Here is a 21,090-nt window from a genome sequence, read left to right as displayed (position 1 = left end):
TTGCAATCACGACTGAATTCAATGTGACGCTTCGTTCCCGCAAAGCACCACATCAGTACACACCATCGTTAAATGGTATGTGTGTTGATCATTTACAGTTGAGCAAATGATCCTTCCCACGAGTATGTCTCACCCGCGAACTCAACAGCGTGAGTTGCTTGCTGCGTGTCTTCAGCTTGGTTTGAAATACCGTAGTGGTAAGTGTTACCAGAAGTAGTCTGAATGCGAACAACAGTCCCGACACTGTTATGGCCCACAACAGATACTGATTTAACCAGACCACGAGCGCCTACAGAAGCTTCGATAGACTCGTTAAAGTAACCATGCGTTTCTAGTACAGAAGCAAACACGTGGTTTTGACCAGACTGACGTAAGATGAACGCAGGCTCACTCTTAAGGTTGAAGTCTGGATCGTTAGCACCAGTGCGAGCAAAAATCACTTCGCTGCCCGCATTCGCGCTGGTTACTAGGCTGTAGTAGCTGCTGTCATGTAGCCAGCTTACTAGAGAACCTTCTTCGTTTACTTTACCTGAAGCAACGTTCCATAGATGTTGGTAACCGTTATCTTCACCTAGCGGCTTAAGCGTTTTTTCCATGTTGTAATCAAAGTCAGTACGGATGATCTGGCCAGAGTGGTGAACTGGTAAGTCGTACTGGTGCTCAGCGTCAGCTTCGATGCGGTACACATCAATCACTAGCGGTTTTTCGAACTCAGGAAGTTCAGCGAGAATCACGCTGCGTTGCATGTCTACGCCAGTGTAGTACTCAGAAATGGTGCCGCTCATGCCTTGTAGAGACTGGTCGTCTGCTACGAAGAAGTGCTTCTGACCAAACTTAGACTCAGCCAGTGCTGTGTTGAAGTTGTTCTGCGTTTTCTGATCAACCGTTACTGTGTTGTGAGCAACCGTCTGCTTACAGTAAGACTTGTTCTCTGGGATGTAACGACCGCCAAACTTAGGCTCCACGTTTACCCAACGACCGAAGCCGTAATCGTGCAGTACTTCGTGGCCACGGTTGAATACGCTTAGGTGTAAGCCATCGTAGTGACCGTGGTCTAGCGCAGAGTGATACTGGTGATCAGAGCCGTGCTGACCAAACCAGATCAACGCCATTGTGTCGTCGTCTTGCTCATCACGGTGACGAAGGATGCTTACACCACCTTTTTCGCCTTCAGGGCCGTCCGTTACAAACAGGCTACCCCAGTTAAATGCTTTGATGTCGGCTGCTGCATCAACCGCGTCAGACAGTGTTTTACCCGAAGCATGAACCCAAACGTTTTGTTGGTGATCAGCCATGCCAAGCAGAGTTTCAGTCTGCTCGTAACGGTGGTAACACACAGACGTTGCCATGATAACGCCTTCATCGTTGATAGAGATTGTCTTCGATGAATCGTTCAGAGCTGGCAATGTACCGTCTGGGAATGCTGTTTTGAATACAGAGTACGACGTTGTCTTGATCACTGAGTCGTTGAATTCATAGATACCAACTTCAGGCTGACGACGTTCAATTGCTTCTGCGAACAGGTAGATTGGACGTAGCGAGAAACGGTGGTAGTAAGGACCTTCCATGTAGTAGCCGTCTGGCGAAAACAGTTGGTCAAGTTGTGCTAAGAAACCGCCGCTTACTTTGTCTAATTTCAGGCCGTAAAGTGCTTTATCTACAGACTCTTGATCGTTGATCGCATAACCACAGATACCTACCGCTGCCACAGCCCATAAGCCGTGGTTGTGTACGATATCGAAGTCGTGTGCGTAAGTCACAACGAACATTTCGATCATTTGCTTAAGAAGATCGTCTTCGATCAGACGCTTTTGCTCTTCAGAAATGGTGTGGTAAATACAGCTGTACGCACAAGAAGCGTAAAGCATCCACATGTTCTCGTTCAACGTTTGGTGGAACAGCTTACCCGGAGGGTTAGAGTCACGGCTTACGTTGCTTTCAAGTGTTGGGTACACCGTCGCGTACGCTGTTAGCATATCAACGATGTAATCACGGTACTTTGTTTCCTCAGTGATAAGGAACAAACGGCCCGCTAGATCCATATGGATGTAGTTTTGCTTGTGACGGTTGTGCTCGTAACCGCCGCCTTCACCGTGACCAGGTACTTCAATGCCAACTTCCGCCATGTAAGCGTCAGTTTGTTTAATGTCGCGAGTCAGTGCGTTACCTAAAAGGCTATCCTTGCCAAGTTCTTTACGAAGCTCTGCTGCTTCATCAAAGTTAAGTAAAAGTGGTTGATAGCTCATTATTATTTCCCCTGCTCTGCTCTGCTTGCTAATTCTGGGTTTAAAGTTGTTTCTACTGAGTAGAAGCCTGTCCAGCTGTATACTTTGCCGTTCAGCTCTACTTTGTGTTCAGTGCTGTCAGTCGCACCAAGTTGGTTGCTGATCATCACTGTCACGTTTGATTTCTCTGTGGTGATCTCAACTACCGAACCGATATTGGTGTGAGCCACTACTTTGATGTCTTTCACAACACCACGTGCATTAACTGATTGCTCGAATTCTTCGTTGAAGTAACCGTGCGTTTCAACAACAGAAGCAAACAGTGTTGTTTCACCTTTGCTGCGTAGAATGAACGCAGGCTCAGAACGTAAGTTGAAGCTTGGGTCGTTAGCGCCAGTGCGAGTAAAGATAACTTCAGCATTGTCGTTAGACGTTGCACCTAGCCACGTGTAGTAGGTGTTGTTCTGTAGCCAGCTTACCAGTGCTGTGCCCTTCACTTCACCGCTTGCCACGTTCCATAGGTGTTGGTAACCGAAGTCTTCACCTAGCGTGTTCAGCTCTTTGTTTGCTTGGTATTCAAAGCTAGTGCGAACAATCTGACCTTGATATTGGTGTGAGTAGTCGTACTGATGCTCACCTTCACCGCCTTTCTCAGAATCTAAACGGTAAAGATCTAATAGTAGCGGAGATTCTAATTCTTCAAGGTTTAGCATGAACACGCTGCGTTGCATGTCAAAACCTTCGTAATGATCGTTAGCAAATGCGCTCATGCCATTGATTTGCTCGTCTTCTACTTTGAAGAAGTGTGGCAAGCCGTGTACTGCATCTGCACGTTCAACGTCAAAGTTGTTCTGACATTTTTCATCAATCGTTACTGCGTTATGTGCAATTGTTTGACGAGCGTAAGATTTGTTTTCGTCTAGGTAACGGCCGCCGAATTTAGGCTCAACGTTCACCCAACGACAGAAACCGTATTCACGCAGTACTTCTTGACCACGGTTGAAGAAAGAAATACCCAGCGTATCAAAGTTACCGTGACCCATACCGTGTTGGCCGTAGTTCATAACAAGTTGAGAAACGTCGCCTTTCTTATCCTGCATACGGATAAAGCCTTGCGCGCCGTTGTGACCTTGAGGGCCTTCGTTCAATTCAACACTTGGCCAGAAAGGCATGCCGATTTCTTTCTCAGCAGACGCTGCTTCGTAGGCTTTAGATAGCTCAAGACCACATGGATGCATCCAAACTGCGTCTTGAATCTTCGCCATACCAAGAATGTTTTGGTCTACGCCGTTTTCAGAAGAGTAATGCTTGCTGTAAACACTTACTGCAACCTGAACACCCATGTCTGTAATACCCATAGTACGAGAAGCATCATTCAGAGCCGGGAACTCACCGTTCGGGTAAGCCGTCGCCAGCATCGCTTGTACTGTGTTACCAATCACGCCGCCTTTGTAGTTGTAGATATCCACTTCAGGCATATGACGGTGAATCACTTCAGCGAACACACACGTTGGACGAATCGCATAACGGTGGTAGTAAGGACCTTCCATGTAGTAGCCAGACGGTGCAAACAGCTGAGAAACTTGCGCTAGGAAGCCGCCAGTGTCGTTACGGTCAATGCCGTACACCGACATTTCAAGGTACTCACGCTTGCCAAGAGCAAGACCACAAATACCGACAGCGGCTACAGCCCAAATACCGTGGTTGTGAATACGGTCGAAGTCGTGTGCGTATTTAACGGTGAACATTTCTAGCATGGGTTCAAAAATGCGAGACTCAATGTTGTCACGCTGCTCTTGTGTCAGTGTTGAAGCAACACAAGAGTAAGCTAAGCTTGAGAACATTAACCAACAGTGTTCGTTCAGGATTTGGTGGAACAAACGACCTGTAGGGTTGGTGTTTTTCTGTACGTGGTAATCAAACGTTAGATATTTGTCTGCGTACTCTTCTAGTAATTCAGTAACAAAGTCAGCGTATTTTTGCTCTTTAGTGATCAAGAACATGCGACCAGCTAGATTCATGTACGTGTAATTTTGCTTATGGCGGTTATGTTCGTAACCCCCAGCTTCACCATGACCTGGGACATCAATAGGTAAACGCATGAATGCTTCTAGATCTTTCGCGTTCGCTGCAATGGTTTTGCCCATTAAGCTAGAACGGCCCACTTCAAGATGAAGCTGCTCGATTTCTGCTTCAGTCAACAATACTGGTTTAGTCGTCATATTCTTTGTCACCCTCAATAAAGAGTTTATCTGCTTAAACTTTGATTAAATTTTCAAACTCCATATAAAGTAATACAATATGAGCTTTAATTATACCTATTCGTCGCTAAATGATGAGTAGAGTCACATAATTAGCCATAAGTCATTGATGTAGCTGGCTAATGGTAAATATTAGCCATTTATTAAGTTGTTGATTTATTTACGCTATATAAAGTATCGCTTGATCAATATCACACAAATTTAGATATATTGTATTACAATTAGGCTCATTCCCTTATGATGGATGCAAGTTAAGTAACACTTAAAAGATTTAAACAGATTAGGAGATACACAATGAACTCTTTCTTTATCCTAGATGAAAACCCATGGGAAGAACTTGGTGGCGGCATTAAGCGTAAAATCGTTGCTTACACTGACGATCTAATGGCAGTACACCTATGTTTTGATAAGGGCGCGATTGGCCACCCTCATACTCACGAAATCCATGACCAAATCGGTTACGTAGTTCGTGGTAGCTTCGAAGCTGAGATTGAAGGCGAAAAGAAAGTCCTTAAAGAAGGCGATGCTTACTTCGCTCGTAAACACATGATGCACGGTGCAGTTGCACTAGAGCAAGACAGCATCCTTCTTGATATCTTCAACCCTGCGCGTGAAGATTTCCTAAAATAATAACTAGCGCAACCTCAGTTGCTAAGGTAAGCATATGAAATCATTAAACATCGCGGTCATTGGCGAGTGCATGGTTGAGCTACAAAAGAAACAAGGCGGGCTTAAGCAAAGTTTCGGTGGCGATACACTAAATACTGCACTTTACTTGTCTCGCTTAACAAAAGAGCAAGATATCAACACGAGCTACGTAACAGCACTAGGCACTGACCCATTCAGTACCGACATGTTAGAAAAGTGGCAAGCGGAAGGTATCGACACTAGCTTAATTGCTCAGCTTGATCACAAACAACCAGGGCTTTACTACATCGAGACCGATGAAACTGGTGAACGCAGTTTCCACTACTGGCGTAATGATGCTGCAGCAAAATTCATGTTTGACCAGGAAGACACACCTGCTCTACTTGACAAGTTATTCTCTTTTGATGCGGTTTACCTAAGTGGTATTACGCTTGCTATCTTGACAGAGAATGGACGCACGCAGCTATTCAACTTCTTAGACAAATTTAAAGCTCAAGGCGGCCAAGTATTCTTCGATAATAACTTCCGTCCAAAACTTTGGGAAAGCCAACAAGAAGCGATTTCTTGGTACTTGAAGATGCTTAAGTACACAGACACGGCTCTACTGACGTTCGATGACGAGCAAGAGTTGTACGGCGACGAAAGCATTGAACAGTGTATTGCACGTACGTCTGAATCTGGTGTGAAAGAGATCATCATTAAACGTGGTGCTAAAGACTGCCTAGTAGTTGAGAGCCAAAGCGCACAGTACGTTGCTCCAAATCCAGTAGACAACATTGTTGATACAACAGCGGCTGGCGATTCGTTCAGCGCGGGCTTCCTAGCTAAGCGCTTAAGCGGTGGCAATGCACGTGATGCAGCGTTAGCAGGTCACATTGTGGCAGGGACTGTGATTCAGCATCCAGGTGCTATCATTCCTCTAGAAGCGACGCCTGATCTGTCTCTATAATTACGCACTTTAACTATTAATCAAGGGTTTGCTTAGTTGAAAGCAAGCCCACATTTAACGTGAGAAAGAATTCATGACGACATTAAATGAACAACTAGCAAACCTAAAAGTAATTCCTGTAATCGCTATCAACCGTGCTGAAGACGCTATCCCTCTAGGTAAAGCACTTGTTGAAAACGGCATGCCATGTGCAGAAATCACGCTACGTACAGAATGTGCAATCGAAGCGATTCGCATCATGCGTAAAGAATTCCCAGACATGCTAATTGGTTCAGGTACTGTACTGACTAACGAGCAAGTTGACGCATCTATCGAAGCTGGCGTTGATTTCATCGTAAGCCCAGGTTTCAACCCGCGCACTGTTCAATACTGTATCGATAAGGGTGTTGCAATCGTACCGGGTGTTAACAACCCAAGCCTAGTTGAGCAAGCAATGGAAATGGGCCTTCGCACGTTGAAGTTCTTCCCTGCTGAGCCTTCTGGCGGCACTGGTATGCTTAAAGCACTAACAGCGGTTTACCCTGTTAAATTTATGCCTACTGGTGGCGTAAGCTTGAAGAATGTTGATGAATACCTATCGATCCCTTCTGTACTTGCATGTGGCGGTACTTGGATGGTTCCAACTAACCTTATCGACGAAGGTAAGTGGGACGAACTAGGCAAGCTGGTTCGTGACGCAGTTGATCACGTTAATGCTTAATCTATTTTAGATTGAGTGATGAAGCCTCACCTCGGTGGGGCTTTTTGTTATCTGGCGTTTATTGCGCTGACTAACCGTAAACACGCTCAATCAACGTTCTGTTTCCCCTATACCCTATCGCCTTTCTCCCTATGGGCTCGTAAAGATCCGTGACTAAGACAGGCAAGAACGAGTAATGTAAGGCTTTCAATCTACGTCAGTATGCATCTAGCGAAGCGTTACTGGTGCCCCCTATCGCCTATCCAGTTTCTTATCCAGCCCCTTACCCAGCAATGGTCCTTTTCGATACGTCATCAAGCATCTCTCATGGCATGCATTGAAGACCACAATAGACAAAGTGAGCCGCAAAATGTGTCCCGTCGTCCAGTTTAACGCCCACTCAGTGACAAAAATTCCAAATACGCACCTCTATGATGAATAAATAGCATAGAAAGGCTTCATGGCCGCAGATAAACAGAAAATAGCGAAGTGAAAACAATGAGCTACACTTGAAATCTCAATACAAAAATTTTCAGTATAGGGTTCCAAATTAACGTGAATGTCGTCGCACAACACACCAATTTGTAGCACATTTGTTACGGTTATAATTAAAATCTTATAGATACGGCAAAGTAAGCGCTTTTGTTTATATTGTAATACATATAAACATTTAACCCTCAATTTATTTTAGATCTCAAACAAAATACACTCACATTTAAATTCAATTAAAACAAATACTTATATAACCACGTGTTAGAGGCCGAAAAATCAATGCGACCTAGATCATACTAAAGACATATTGTAGTACAAATAAACCTTGGGACGCGTTAATCTAAGCCCAGTTAATTATGATATTTAAAAGGCTGAAAAGATGACTATTGATACTTTTGTTGTTCTCGCCTACTTCTTCTTTTTAATCGCGATTGGTTGGATGTTCCGTAAGTTCACCACCTCTACAAGTGATTACTTCAGAGGGGGCGGCAAAATGTTGTGGTGGATGGTTGGTGCAACTGCCTTCATGACACAATTTTCAGCATGGACGTTTACAGGTGCCGCAGGACGCGCATTCAATGACGGTTTCGTTATTGTAATCCTATTCTTAGCCAATGCTTTTGGCTACTTCATGAACTATATGTACTTCGCTCCAAAGTTCCGCCAACTTCGTGTGGTAACGGCGATCGAAGCTATTCGTCAGCGCTTTGGTAAAACGTCTGAACAGTTCTTCACATGGGCAGGTATGCCTGACAGCCTTATCTCTGCAGGTATCTGGCTAAACGGTCTAGCTATCTTTGTAGCAGCGGTATTCAACATCCCAATGGAAGCGACCATTGTGGTAACGGGTATGGTTCTAGTATTGATGGCTGTAACCGGCGGCTCTTGGGCGGTTGTTGCTTCTGACTTCATGCAAATGCTTGTAATCATGGCCGTGACAATCACTTGTGCGGTAGCAGCTTACTTCCACGGTGGCGGCTTAACTAACATCGTTGCTAACTTCGATGGCGACTTCATGTTAGGTAACAACCTAAACTACATGAGCATCTTCATCCTTTGGATTGTATTCATCTTCGTGAAGCAGTTCGGTGTAATGAACAACAGCATCAACGCTTACCGTTACCTATGTGCAAAAGACAGTGAAAACGCACGTAAAGCGGCAGGCCTAGCATGTATCCTTATGGTTGTTGGTCCACTAATTTGGTTCCTACCACCTTGGTACGTAAGTGCATTCATGCCTGAGTTCGCTGAGCAATACACATCAATGGGCGACAAAGCCGGTGATGCTGCTTACCTAGCATTCGTACAAAACGTAATGCCAGCAGGTATGGTTGGTCTTCTTATGTCAGCAATGTTCGCTGCAACGATGTCTTCTATGGATTCAGGTTTGAACCGTAACGCTGGTATCTTTGTAATGAACTTCTACAGCCCAATTCTTCGTAAAAATGCGACTCAGAAAGAGCTGGTTATTGTAAGTAAGCTAACGACTATCATGATGGGTATTTTCATCATCGCGATTGGTCTATTCATTAACTCTCTGCGTCACTTAAGCTTGTTCGATATCGTAATGAACGTAGGTGCGTTGATTGGCTTCCCAATGCTAATCCCAGTACTACTAGGTATGTGGATTCGTAAGACACCTGACTGGGCTGGTTGGTCTACTCTAGTGGTTGGTGGTTTTGTTTCTTACATCTTCGGTATCTCTCTGCAAGCAGAAGACATCGAGAACCTATTTGGTCTAGAAACAGCCCTTACAGGCCGTGAATGGAGCGACTTGAAAGTAGGTCTTAGCTTAGCTGCTCACGTAGTGTTCACAGGTGGTTACTTCATCATGACTTCTCGCTTCTACAAAGGCCTATCGCCAGAGCGTGAGAAAGAAGTTGACCAACTATTTACTAACTGGAACACGCCGCTTGTAGCGGAAGGCGAAGAGCAACAAAACCTAGATACTAAACAGCGTTCAATGCTTGGTAAGCTTATCAGCACAGCCGGTTTCGGTATCCTAGCAATGGCTCTGATTCCAAACGAACCAACAGGACGCTTATTGTTCCTACTATGTGGTTCGATGGTACTAACCGTTGGTATCCTACTGGTTAACGCATCTAAAGCTCCGGCTAAGATGAACAACGAGTCAGTTGCCAAATAGCTAAACAGCTAAACAGCTAAACAGCTAAACAGCTAAACAGCTAACAAGTTAAACCAAAATGAAGCCCATGTTATTCGATAAGATGGGCTTTTTGTTTGTCTTCGGTTTATCAAAATAGAATATGAAACGCATCTCGATTAATGCGCATAAAGCGTAGAAATACCTATCTCCTGCCCTCGTTTTATCTTCTTTTCCAACCTTTCCAATGGTTTGATCTCTTTCTCTGATTGTTTCTGTTACTTTGAATGACAACACAAACACAACAGACAATTACAATGAAAAAAACATCACTATTACTTGCCTCCATTGCTCTGGCACTTTCTGGTGTCGCACAAGCTGACCAGCTAGAAGACATTCAAAAATCAGGCACTTTGCGTGTGGGCACTACTGGCGACTACAAGCCTTTCTCTTACTTCGATGGTAAAAGCTACTCTGGCTACGATATCGATGTTGCACAGCACATCGCGGAACAATTAGGCGTTGAATTGAAGATTGTTCGTACCACATGGAAAGATCTACTGACCGACCTAGACGACGATAAGTACGACATCGCGATGGGCGGCATTACGCGTAAAATGCAGCGTCAGTTAAACGCGGAACAAACTCAAGGCTACATGACCTTTGGTAAGTGTTTCTTGGTTGCGAAAGGCACCGCAGAACAGTACGACAGCATTGAGAAAGTGAACCACTCTTCTGTTCGTGTGGGCGTGAACATTGGCGGCACTAACGAGATCTTTGCCGACGCGAACTTGCAGAACGCAAGCTTCACACGCTACGAGAACAACCTCGACGTACCAAAAGCAGTAGCGGAAGGCAAAGTTGATGTGATGGTGACAGAAACCCCTGAAGGTCTGTTCTATCAGGTAACTGACGAACGTCTTGAAGCGGCCCGCTGCGAAACCCCGTTCACCAACAGTCAGTTCGGCTACCTGATTCCTAAAGGTGAACAACGTTTGTTGAACACGGTGAACTTCATTATGGATGAGATGAAATTGAAAGGTGTTGAAGAAGAGTTCCTGATCCACAACTCCCTTAAGTAACTCTTTTCAATTTATACCGTAACAAAAAAGAGGCCAGCAATGCTGGCCTCTTTCGTTATGGTTCAATGGTTCGCTTTAACCGTGAGTTATCACATTCTGCTGTACCAATGCATCCAGAATGTCCGAAGGCATGGTGCTACTTAAGGTTAGCTGTGGCGCAAGGTCTTCAACCACAATCACCTGTTCCGTAGTACCTAAGCCATCCGGGTTGATCGTAAGCTCAATATCATCCCCGTCCACTTTCGCGTCTATTTGTTGTAGCAACGCGGTCATGTCTGGAGATGTATTTTTAAGCTCCGGCAACACTTCTCTCAAGTCAATGCTGTCCCCTTCCGACAAATCAAAGTCGGTAATCGTATCTTCAACACCATCTTCGATGTTAAGCCATACGAACGAGTCCATACCATCACCACCAGTCAGAATGTCTGAGCCTCCGCCGCCAATCAGGGTGTCGTTACCGTCACCGCCAACAAGCGTATCGTCACCTGCGCCACCTTCAAGTCGATCATTCCCTGAACCACCCGTTAAGTCAGTCGCATTAGCACCAGCCAGTAACTGAACATCATCGGTTTCCGAAGCCAAGTTAATATCAACTGCGTTAGACACAATGTTCAAGTTAAGGTCAATCGATGCAGAGGTTGCTGTATCGTTGTTGTCAGTCTCTTCAGAAACCGCCTCGACTTTCAGTGTGTAGTTACCTGGAGTTTGAGAAAGCCCAACCGCTTGCAAGCTTTCAATTGCATCTGCCGTTGCTACCCAAACACCACCGCCAAGATCCGTCACAGAACCCGCAGCACTGGTGATTTGAGCGCCAGCAGGTACATCACTGATATGCAGCGTTAGCTCTTCTGTAATGTCCGTTAAGGCTGCGATAATCCCAACTAAAGGAATGCCACTCGCACTCACAGACTGACTCGCAGTAATGTTTCTCACGTAGTTAGTCGCACTATCGATAGACAGGGTTGGTGCATTCGCCACTGGCGTCACCGCGATGTTGTAAACCACAGGTGCTGTCTCTATCGCAATACCTGAAGGGTTGCCGCTGTCTTTGGCAACAACTTCTAATCCAATGCTATTGGTTGGAGACAGGCTCGCATCAAGGAAAACACCATTTGGACTGGTTGGCGTATCAATCAACGCATTCAGGTCACTCAATGTCCCCACTAAGATGACTGAACCCGTGTTGTTGCCGTTAACAACAACCGTCGTCACTGCTGGAAGTGATACATTCAATGTACCGTAATCCACCGTCAGCGTGACGGTCATCAGATCATCAGAAAATGTATCTACATAATCAGGGTCACTGACATTGATACCACTCAACAGTTGACCAGCATCCTCGTCAATAACCGTAGTGACACTGTCACCATTAACGACCGGTGTATCGTTCACTCCATCGACAATCGCGGTGATCTCCGCTGTATCCGTTAGGAAGTCATTAGCGCCGTTGGTTGTACCATCATCCTCTACGGTATAGGTAAACTTAACGTTGCCGTTGTATTCATCAGCTGCCGTAAATACCCAGTATGGGCCAGTGATCGTAGCATCATCAGCACCACCTACGTTCTCGAAGCGTTGTAGTTGACCTTGGCCTTCATCGAGCGCCAGATTAGTCACGGTAATCGTGTCGTTTTCCGGATCGCTCGTCGCAGCAATTAAATCGCCCTCTTTGATGATCAACTGACCTTCTTCAAGGATGTTGCCTAAGTCGATGTCCGTTGCTACAGGAGCGTCATTCACTTCCGTTACTTCAAGACTAATTTCAGCAATGTCGGTTAGGAAGTCATCCGCGCCATTAGTTGTACCGTCATCAGTAATTGAGTAATTGAATTTAACGTCACCGTTAAAGTCGTTGTCCGCTACAAATAGCCAGAATGGTCCGGTAATCGCCGCGTCATCGGCGCCACCTGCATTTTCAAAGCGGGTTAGTTGGCCTTGTCCCTGAGTCAGAGTTACACCAGTTACTGTTAAGTTGTGGTTTTCTGGGTCAGAGCTTGCTGAAATCAAGTCTCCTTCCACAATCACTATTTGACCATCTTCAGCAATCGAACCTAAATCAACATCTGTCGCGACAGGCGCATCGTTCACTTCCGTCACCTTAATGGTGAACGTAGTTTGATTAGTTTGAGCCGTATTCGGATCACCCGCGTCAATCAAGCCGTTATTACCACCATCATCGAGCGTTGCATTGATCGTGACTAAACCACTCTGGTTGAGGTAATTCTGGTCTGGATCGGGTTTGAACGTCACTGCTCCATTGGTCAATGCGGTATTGATGTCGGCTTCTTTACCGGTAATCACCAATGAGCCACCAGGTTGCAATACAAACGTCACGTCAGGTGAGCTCGCAAACTCAAACACACCTTGCGCTCCCGGAAGTGTTTGATCGACTTGCAACGTAAGAACATACGGAGCGTCTGGATTATCAAAGTTAGCATCAACGTCGTAGATACTAAAGTTGTCGATAGCAACACTAATGTCTTCCGATGTTTCAATATTCGTTACGTTCACAAAGATCGGTTGATCGTTAATAGGATCAATCACCAGATCAACATCGAAGCTGGTTGGCGTCCCCAAATATTCGGTGTTATCAGCGTCAGTATCCACAGAGCGAACGGTAATCTGCAGCGGGCCATTAATGCCTAATACATTACCCGTATCGCTATTGTGTTCACCTGAATTGAATACGATCTTATCGAGCGACTGTGCAGGAACATCAAGTGTCCAAAGCTGCGTAACTGGATCATAACTAGCCAAGGTTGTGCCGTCTGGATAATAGATAGAGGCATCTTGAGGAACGCCCGCAACTTCTACTCGAAGTGTCTCTGGTGCATTCTCGGTATAAGTGCCGTTGCCCGTTGCAGATAGCTCTTTATCCAAAATCGTCGCATTGATTTCGATATCAATGTTTTGACCTTCGTTACCTGTCACAGAATCTGTTGGATTAGTATCAACATCATCACCCACAGGTACCACATGCAGCTTAAAGCTTGGCAGATTTGATGCTGCAGTAGGCACACCCAACAAAGATTCTTGAGTAAATACGGCAACACCAAATTCAGCCGTACCACTGAAGTCCTTAGGCGGTAAAATCGAAATCTCACTCAAGTCGAACGATAACCCTGATGCTTGAGGTAGTTGAACACTCCACTCACCACCACCATTATTCTTCACCGTGTATGCCGAACCAGCATCTGCACGCATCTGGAAGCCATCAGGTACATCTGTAAACTTAATCGACACAAACTGTTCTGAGCCATCAAGGTCAGTCAGTGCAATCGATACAGGCCCTGTGCCCGACAAAGAAATCAGCTGGTCCTCAGTACCCGTAATCTCGATAACATCAGGATCGCTACCCGGGCCAGTGACAGACACGTCATCCACCACAGGAACGACTTCAAAACTGACATTGGTAGAGAAAGTATCGGTATCAGTCGCGCTGCCAGTTGGCGAAGCTGCATCATTGTATGTAGCAGTATCGGTAATCGTCCCGCTGACATTCACTTGCACCTGATTTACGTCATTATCTGTTGGGTAATTTAACGCCGGTCGGAATAGTACATTATCCAACGCGCCTGCATTAATCTCAGCTTCATTAAAGGTCACCGATGTGCCAAGCGATACCCCTGCGCTGGTATAGAAAGCCCCAACACTCGTGTCATTTAACGTCAGTGTGATAGAGGTGAATTTTTCGTCACCACCTTCAACTCCGCTTACTTGGTCATCAATGGTCGAGCTGAAATCAAGTTGGATATAGGTATCTTCGTAGCCGACTGGATCTTGCCCTGCTTGACCGTCGGTATCGACAGGGTTAAACGAATCGTCAAGCGAACCAACGACAGTAACGTCAATATCTGGGTTACCTTCAACATCAGGAGCAACTTTAATGACTACTTCTGTCACTAGAGTTTTCTCATCCCCCGACAATACGTCTTTAGTTACTATCGTCAACGGCAACCTAAAGTCGCCGGAGTAGTCGGCTGGTAAGTTAAGCAGTAGTCCAGAGAGGTCGGTCGAGACCCCTTGATCGACGGTAGTCTGGAATACATATTTGCCATTAACAAAGTCTAGGTCGCTGCTTCCCGATAAACTAATTGGGAAGGTGACTTCGTTCACCGCTCCTGGATTAATGGTCACACTGTCATCAATAATGATGGTCACTTGATCAGTTGAGTCATCTTCGCCCGAGAAAGTAATTAAACCATTCAATGCCGTACCTAGATCTAACTGGGTGTCCTCAATCGCATCAACAACACTGTCTGGTGTTATATCAATATCGGCTGCAACCTTAGTACTCCCAGCCACCACTTGAGGGAATGACAGAGTGACTTCTCCGTCCCTACGAGCGGCCGTAGATGACTCAACCTCAGCACCATCACCTCGGTCTATTACCGTGCTAAAGATATCCATCTTGATGTCATTGAACCCTCCTGCCCCGCTGTTTCCTGAAGGAAGAACAAGGCCGTTCGATGCACTGATGCTAAATATGTCTTCATTCGTTACAACCCAGCGCCCATTGCCTTCATAAGCAGCGCCAATAACGAGCAGTTGATTGAGTACAGCATCTGATAGCTCCGAACCGTCCACGTTTGTTAATTCAATAACTAACTGGTCAACTTCTTCGATAGCGGACGAAGCATCTGTTTCTTGATATCGAATGACGAACTCATCCGTAACCGATGTATTATCGCTGTTGGTTGTGAACTTAAGCACGCCAGTGTTTGCATCAGCAACTACGGTTGCTAGTGCTCCAGTACCCAGCACATCATCGACGATAAGCTTGTTGCTAGCGTCTTTCGGCTCAACGACTGGACGTACGATAACATCAATCGAGCCCGTGATTGTCGCGGTAGCGATGCCCTGACCAGGATCAGTCGCATCAACATACTCATGATCTCGCTCTTCGATCATGACAACCGTATTAAGCGTAAAGTCGGTGCTCGAGTCTTGTTCAGGTGTGATCTGAATAAAATTATTGTTCAGTGCAATTTGAGTAAACTCTTCTACCGTCTGTCCACTCTTCGGCGTAATGGTTAAAGTGCCTGCTGAAGCATCGTAAACCCAAGTTACATCGCCATTAACCACAACACTTTCAACATCTGTCGGAATGGCACTGATCACAATAGAAGTGAAATGCTCATCATCATCAATATAATCAGTACCCTCTGGGTGCCAATCAATACTGATCGCCGTATCTTCATCGCCATTAGTGACTGTGCTGTACGTCGCTGAGGTATCGATTCTAGGTTCGACTAACACTCGCACTTCTTGGTCAAACGTAAGCGTATGACCGTCATTCTCAGTCACGATCACTTTACCCTGAATGTGAATGTTCTCTGTTGAAGAATCGACAGGTCTGATGCGGATTCCTGAGGTTTTACCTGCGTCAGTGATGTTCGCTTCGTAGATAGGTTTAGAAAGATCGGGGCTACCACCCGGACCGGTTTCGTAACCGACAAAGTTAAGGTCAATAATGGTACCGTCACCGTCTTCCAGAATAACGCCATCAGGAATACCCGAGAGGATAACGGTTATGGATTCTGAACCATCGTCAGGTAATGGGGTTTGATCTACTGCTGCAGGATCAGGTCTTCTCTCTCCCGACAACACGGTGAAATCAAGCTCGGCGTAGCTGTCTCCATTCTGGCTCTCTTGGATCGTGGTTTGAACACCAGGTGTTGTGCCATCGGTGATTGCTGTCCAAGCCGTACCGTTTGTACCGCCATAAGGAATATCTGCAACCCCTTTAACCTCAACGTTAACCGTTTTAGTTCCTAGGATTTCTTCATCAACTTGTGCACCAGTAGAGAGGTTCGCAGTGTCTTTAACCACACCGGTTACATCAAAAGTAAAATCGACATTGCTGTGTTTAGTCGGAACAATCTCTACGTTGGCGAGATCGGAATACGCCACTTCCTGATAATCAATACCGTTAATAGTGATTGTAGGAACTGGGGTCGTAGTTCCAAGGAAATAAAGCACCGCCCCTTCGGTAATATTACTGATACGAACAAATAGCTCTTCTGAACCATCAGTGTCCACTGAACCGTTCATTGTGATGACTTCGTCTAGCGTGAAGGCATCTTTGTTGTCCAGAGGACCTAGGTAGTCTGGGTCATCAATATTGTCTTCGTTAATACGAATCCGGTTAACACTGAACGACCCAGGGTCCGCATCGGCAGTCACATCAATGATAATGTTTTGCTCAACAGAGCGAGCGGTCGTTTTGTCTAACCCGCCGTTCGCTGAATCATCGTATGGGTTAAGCGTCTCTTCCGTAATTGCCGTCGCTTTGAACTCAATTTGTCCAGAGAAGTTGTCGATTGGGTTAACTTCAGTGCTATTGATATCTGCAGATGCGATGACATAAACACCATTAACGGGCGTTAACAGGTTGCCATTTTGATCCAACAGCTCAAACTTCCCATCACCCTGAATCGCCTCAAGTTCATAAGTAATGGTTTCAGTACGGCTGTTATCTTGAGACTCTGCGTTCAGCTGCAGCGTCACATTGTCCTCATCTTCATTCACTTGATATTGATAAGTGCTATTCGCATCATCCCAAGTCGCAATGTCGGCAACCGCTTCAATTTCAATTCTAAAGTTTGAGTTTACGGTATGGTCTAGTGAACCATTATTATCAATTTCGAGCTCATAATTGATTCGGACCCCATTTTCACCAGAACCAAAATTCTGGTCTGGGACAAAGAACAAGTTGTCGATTGTCGCGATGGTGTCTAATGGTTGATTCGTACTTGGAGCAAAGCTCTGCTGCATTTCAGGAGGACCAAACAAGATATCACCGTTTGGTTCTGCCACTAGTTTGTGATAGTCCACGCCATCAAAGTAATAGAACGTCCCTCTGTGATTGCTACTCTGGATCGTCAGTTGGCCGATGGACTCGTTGTTATCTTGGTCCTTCAGGTTAACCTGTAACGCAACTTGTGCAGGGGCATCAGGCAACCCACTTTGATTATCTTGGGTATTATCTAAGTTTGGAGCATCGCCCGTTGCGTAAGGGATTGTAGAGTCTCTACCCGCATCCTCAAACGTAGTCACCTTGAGCGAGATTGCTGAAGACTCTTCATCCGTAATCGTGATGTTCAAAGGCGTAGATGACGTATCCAAATCACTGTCTGTCGCAATCACATTGATCGAGAAGTCGATGGAGTCACCATCATGATCGAGATAATTGGTAGCTCTAAATTCTATTTCGCCATTTGAGTTGATACGCAAAGTACCCAGCTGCCTTTCCTGAGTACCACCATTGCCATCATCGGTCTGCTCATAAACACGGATAGTTCGACGTCCACTTTGAACATTCAAGCCATCGCTAAAGCCTGTATTGTTACCTCGTTGAAAAACAATATCAGCCCCGTTACTTGAGATACCTTCAATTCGACTCAGTACCGCGCCATCAGCCCCCACATCGGTCGCATTGGCAAACATATCGACTTTAGAACCATTGTAATTCTGACCTTCAATACGAGTGATAGACTGAGTTGTCACTAACGCAACATCATCGGTTACTGTGATTTTCAGATCGATTGCGTTTGATTGGTCTTGGTCAAAATCTTCAGCAATGATTGAAAAATCAAGTTCGATGTTGTTTTCATCGGCACCATCAGGGTGCTTGAGAGGTTTAAACAGTTCAAACTGATAGCTGTTGTTTGACGTATCAAAAATAATCTCGAAAACAGGCACTTGACCTGTGCCTGTCTGAGCAACGTAAGTAAACGTACTGCCAGATACAGAAACAGGTAACCATTCTAAGCTTTCTCCATCGGAGGTTAAGCCCGTCAGAACCAAATCTTCATCAACCAGTTCATACTTCACAACGCCATCGGCACCTTCATCGACCGAGAACAGTCCATTAATAATGGTGTCTTCAGATTGATCGGAACCAATACCAGTAAGATCGTCTTCATCGACAACCGTTTCACCGGTTGGCGCACTCATTACTGGCGCATCGTCTAGCACCTCGATTGGCAATACATATTGGTTAGAATCATCACCATCACCATCAACAGCAACAACATCAAACGGTATTGTTAGTGTATCGAGGTTGCTCGGTGTCGTGGCGTGATTGAGAGGTCCAAGCAAGGTAAACGTGTAAGCACCGTCATCAGTCAGCACTAATGTGAAAATTGGCGTTCCGCCTGGGTCAGTTGCACCTTGGTAGGTGGTCGTGTTAGCAGCACCTGTGATCTCGGTGATCTTAATACCTTCATTGCCAGACGATAGCGTCGCTTCTAGAGTTGAGATATTGCGTAGTTCGTAAACCTCAACTTTGTCTGCACCTTCAGTCGTAACAAATGCACCTGTCGCCTGAGCGACAACAGAACCTAAATCGTCTTCATCAACGACAAATGTACTCGCAACCGTCGTATCAGTGATCGTTGGCGCATCATCGAGCACCTCAATTGGCAATACATATTGGTTAGAATCATCGCCATCACCATCAACAGCAACAACATCAAACGGTATTGTTAATGTATCGAGGTTATTTGGTGTCGTAGCGTGATTGAGAGGGCCAAGCAAGGTAAACGTATAAGCACCGTCATCAGTCAGTACTAGTGTAAAAATTGGCGTTCCACCTGGGTCCGTTGCCCCTTGGTAGGTAGTCGTGTTAGCGGCACCTGTGATCTCAGTGATCTTAATACCTTCATTGCCCGACGATAGCGTCGCTTCCAGCGTTGAGATATTGCGTAGTTCGTAAACCTCTACTTGGTCTGCACCTTCCGTGGTAACAAACGAGCCTGCCGCCTGAGCGACAATAGAGCCTAAATCGCCTTCATCAACGACAAACGTACTCGCAACAGTAATATCAGTGATGGTTGGCACATCATCCGTCACCGTGATCTTCAGATCGATCGCATTCGATTTATCTTGGTCGAAATCTTCAGCTACAACAGAGAAGTTAAGGTTAATCGCGTTTTCACCCGCGCCATCAAGGTGCTTAAGTGGTTTAAACAATTCGAATTGATAGCTGTTATCTGAGGTATCGAAAATAATTTCGAACACCGCTTCATTACTCGCTGCTGTTTGAGCAACGTAAGTAAATGTTGTGCCGCTTTGCGACACAGCTTGCCACTCTAAGCTTTCTCCATCAGAGGTTAAGCCCGCAATCACTAAATTTTCATTAACCAACTCATACTTCACAACGCCATCGGCACCTTCATCAATCGTGAATAGTCCATTAATAATGGTGTCTTCAGATTGATCTGAACCAATACCAGTAAGATCGTCTTCATCGACAACCGCTTCACCCGTTGGCGCCGTCATTACTGGCGTGTCATCGATCACCTCGATTGGCAATACATATTGGTTAGAATCATCGCCATCACCATCAACGGCAACGACATCGAATGGAATCGTTAAGGTATTGGAGTTCGGGCTTGTTGGATGGTTCAGAGGACCTAACAACGTAAAGCTATAAGAGCCATCATCACCTAATCCCAACGTGAAGATTGGCGTTCCACTTGTCGTCGTACCTTGATAGGTCGTTGTGTTAGCCGCCCCTGTGATTTCTGTAATAGAAATCGCTTCAGTTCCAGAGGTCAATGTCGCTTCAAGAGCTGAGATATTACGCAGTTCGTAAACCTCAACTTGGTCGGCACCTTCAGTCGTAACAAATACACCTGTCGCCTGAGCGACAACAGAGCCTAAATCGTCTTCATCAACGACAAACGTACTAGCAATAGTCGTATCAGTGATGGTTGGCACATCATCCGTCACCGTGATCTTCAAATCGATCGCATTCGATTTATCTTGGTCGAAGTCTTCAGCTACAACAGAGAAGTTAAGGTTAATCGCGTTTTCACCCGCGCCATCAAGGTGCTTAAGTGGTTTAAACAATTCGAATTGATAGCTGTTATCTGAGGTATCGAAAATAATTTCGAACACTGCTTCATTACTCGTTGCTGTTTGAGCAACGTAAGTAAATGTTGTGCCGCTTTGTGAAACAGCTTGCCACTCTAAACTTTCTCCATCAGAGGTTAAGCCAGTCAGAACCAAATCTTCATCGACCAACTCATACTTCACAACACCATCGGCGCCTTCATCGACCGTGAACAGTCCGTTGATAATTGTGTCTTCAGATTGATCCGAACCAATGCCAGTAAGATCGTCTTCATCGACAACGGTGTCACCAGTCGGCGCCGTCATCACAGGCACATCATCGAGCACCTCGATTGGCAATACATACTGATTAGAATCATCTCCGTCGCCATCAACCGCAACGACATCGAATGGAATCGTTAAGGTATTAGAATTCGGACTTGTTGGATGATTTAAAGGACCTAACAGCGTAAACGTATAAGAGCCATCATTCGCTAGCGCGAGCGTGAAGATAGGAGTCCCGCTTGTCGTCGTACCTTGATAGGTCGTCGTGTTAGCCGCCCCGGTGATTTCTGTAATAGAAATCGCTTCAGTTCCAGAGGTTAATGTCGCTTCAAGCGCTGAGACATTACGCAGTTCGTAAACTTCTACTAGGTCAGCACCTTCTGTGGTAACAAATGCACCTGTTGCTTGAGACACCACAGACCCAAGATCATCTTCATCAACGACAAATGTACTCCCAACAGTCGTATCAGTGATCGTTGGCGCATCATCGAGCACCTCAATTGGTAATACATATTGGTTAGAATC

At 45.5% G+C, this 21,090-nt stretch carries 8 protein-coding genes; 5 read left to right on the top strand and 3 right to left on the bottom strand.

Going from position 1 to position 21,090, the window contains the following annotated elements; translation table 11 throughout:
• Positions 1-92: 92 nt before the first annotated feature.
• Together AB4138_RS14035 and AB4138_RS14030 are read right to left on the bottom strand one after the other, a co-directional pair.
• Positions 93-2,246: a heparinase II/III family protein gene (locus AB4138_RS14035; protein ID WP_372138164.1), complete on the bottom strand. Its 2,154-nt coding sequence runs from the start codon at positions 2,244-2,246 to the stop codon at positions 93-95.
• Between the two features lie 2 nt (positions 2,247-2,248).
• Positions 2,249-4,447, bottom strand: a complete 2,199-nt coding sequence (locus tag AB4138_RS14030) for a heparinase II/III family protein (RefSeq protein ID WP_017069899.1) — start codon at positions 4,445-4,447, stop codon at positions 2,249-2,251.
• Between the two features lie 333 nt (positions 4,448-4,780).
• Between AB4138_RS14030 and AB4138_RS14025 the strand changes: the two genes are divergently transcribed.
• The 5 genes from AB4138_RS14025 (at position 4,781) to AB4138_RS14005 (ending at position 10,440) form a co-directional block, all read left to right on the top strand.
• Positions 4,781-5,116, top strand: a complete 336-nt coding sequence (locus tag AB4138_RS14025; RefSeq protein ID WP_009846518.1) for a cupin domain-containing protein — start codon at positions 4,781-4,783, stop codon at positions 5,114-5,116.
• Positions 5,117-5,150: 34 nt separating this feature from the next.
• The gene (locus AB4138_RS14020; protein WP_372306454.1) at positions 5,151-6,083 is read left to right on the top strand and encodes a sugar kinase; all 933 of its coding nucleotides are present in this window, start codon (positions 5,151-5,153) and stop codon (positions 6,081-6,083) included.
• Positions 6,084-6,156: 73 nt separating this feature from the next.
• Positions 6,157-6,783, top strand: a complete 627-nt coding sequence (locus AB4138_RS14015; RefSeq protein ID WP_017069898.1) for a bifunctional 4-hydroxy-2-oxoglutarate aldolase/2-dehydro-3-deoxy-phosphogluconate aldolase — start codon at positions 6,157-6,159, stop codon at positions 6,781-6,783.
• Between the two features lie 850 nt (positions 6,784-7,633).
• Positions 7,634-9,400, top strand: a complete 1,767-nt coding sequence (locus AB4138_RS14010; protein WP_017072458.1) for a sodium:solute symporter family protein — start codon at positions 7,634-7,636, stop codon at positions 9,398-9,400.
• Between the two features lie 275 nt (positions 9,401-9,675).
• A complete protein-coding gene (locus AB4138_RS14005) occupies positions 9,676-10,440 on the top strand; it encodes a transporter substrate-binding domain-containing protein (RefSeq protein WP_017061488.1) in 765 nt (254 codons plus the stop codon).
• A gap of 75 nt (positions 10,441-10,515) precedes the next feature.
• Here AB4138_RS14005 and AB4138_RS14000 read toward each other — a convergent pair.
• On the bottom strand, positions 10,516-21,090 hold a 10,575-nt coding region (locus AB4138_RS14000; RefSeq protein WP_372306449.1), incomplete at its 5' end, for a cadherin-like domain-containing protein.

The sequence above is a fragment of the Vibrio sp. 10N.286.52.C3 genome, from assembly GCF_041468865.1.
Lineage (GTDB): Bacteria > Pseudomonadota > Gammaproteobacteria > Enterobacterales > Vibrionaceae > Vibrio > Vibrio crassostreae_C.
The sequence above is the reverse complement of the archived record's forward strand: the minus strand, read 5'-3'. Positions and strand labels throughout refer to the sequence as shown.

Excerpts from the sequence above, each read along its gene's own strand:
- AB4138_RS14030 (WP_017069899.1), bottom strand. The coding sequence starts at position 4,447 with ATGACGACTAAACCAGTATTGTTGACTGAAGCAGAAATCGAGCAGCTT.
- AB4138_RS14020 (WP_372306454.1), top strand. The coding sequence starts at position 5,151 with ATGAAATCATTAAACATCGCGGTCATTGGCGAGTGCATGGTTGAGCTA.
- AB4138_RS14005 (WP_017061488.1), top strand. The coding sequence starts at position 9,676 with ATGAAAAAAACATCACTATTACTTGCCTCCATTGCTCTGGCACTTTCT.
- AB4138_RS14010 (WP_017072458.1), top strand. The coding sequence starts at position 7,634 with ATGACTATTGATACTTTTGTTGTTCTCGCCTACTTCTTCTTTTTAATC.
- AB4138_RS14015 (WP_017069898.1), top strand. The coding sequence starts at position 6,157 with ATGACGACATTAAATGAACAACTAGCAAACCTAAAAGTAATTCCTGTA.
- AB4138_RS14035 (WP_372138164.1), bottom strand. The coding sequence starts at position 2,246 with ATGAGCTATCAACCACTTTTACTTAACTTTGATGAAGCAGCAGAGCTT.
- AB4138_RS14025 (WP_009846518.1), top strand. The coding sequence starts at position 4,781 with ATGAACTCTTTCTTTATCCTAGATGAAAACCCATGGGAAGAACTTGGT.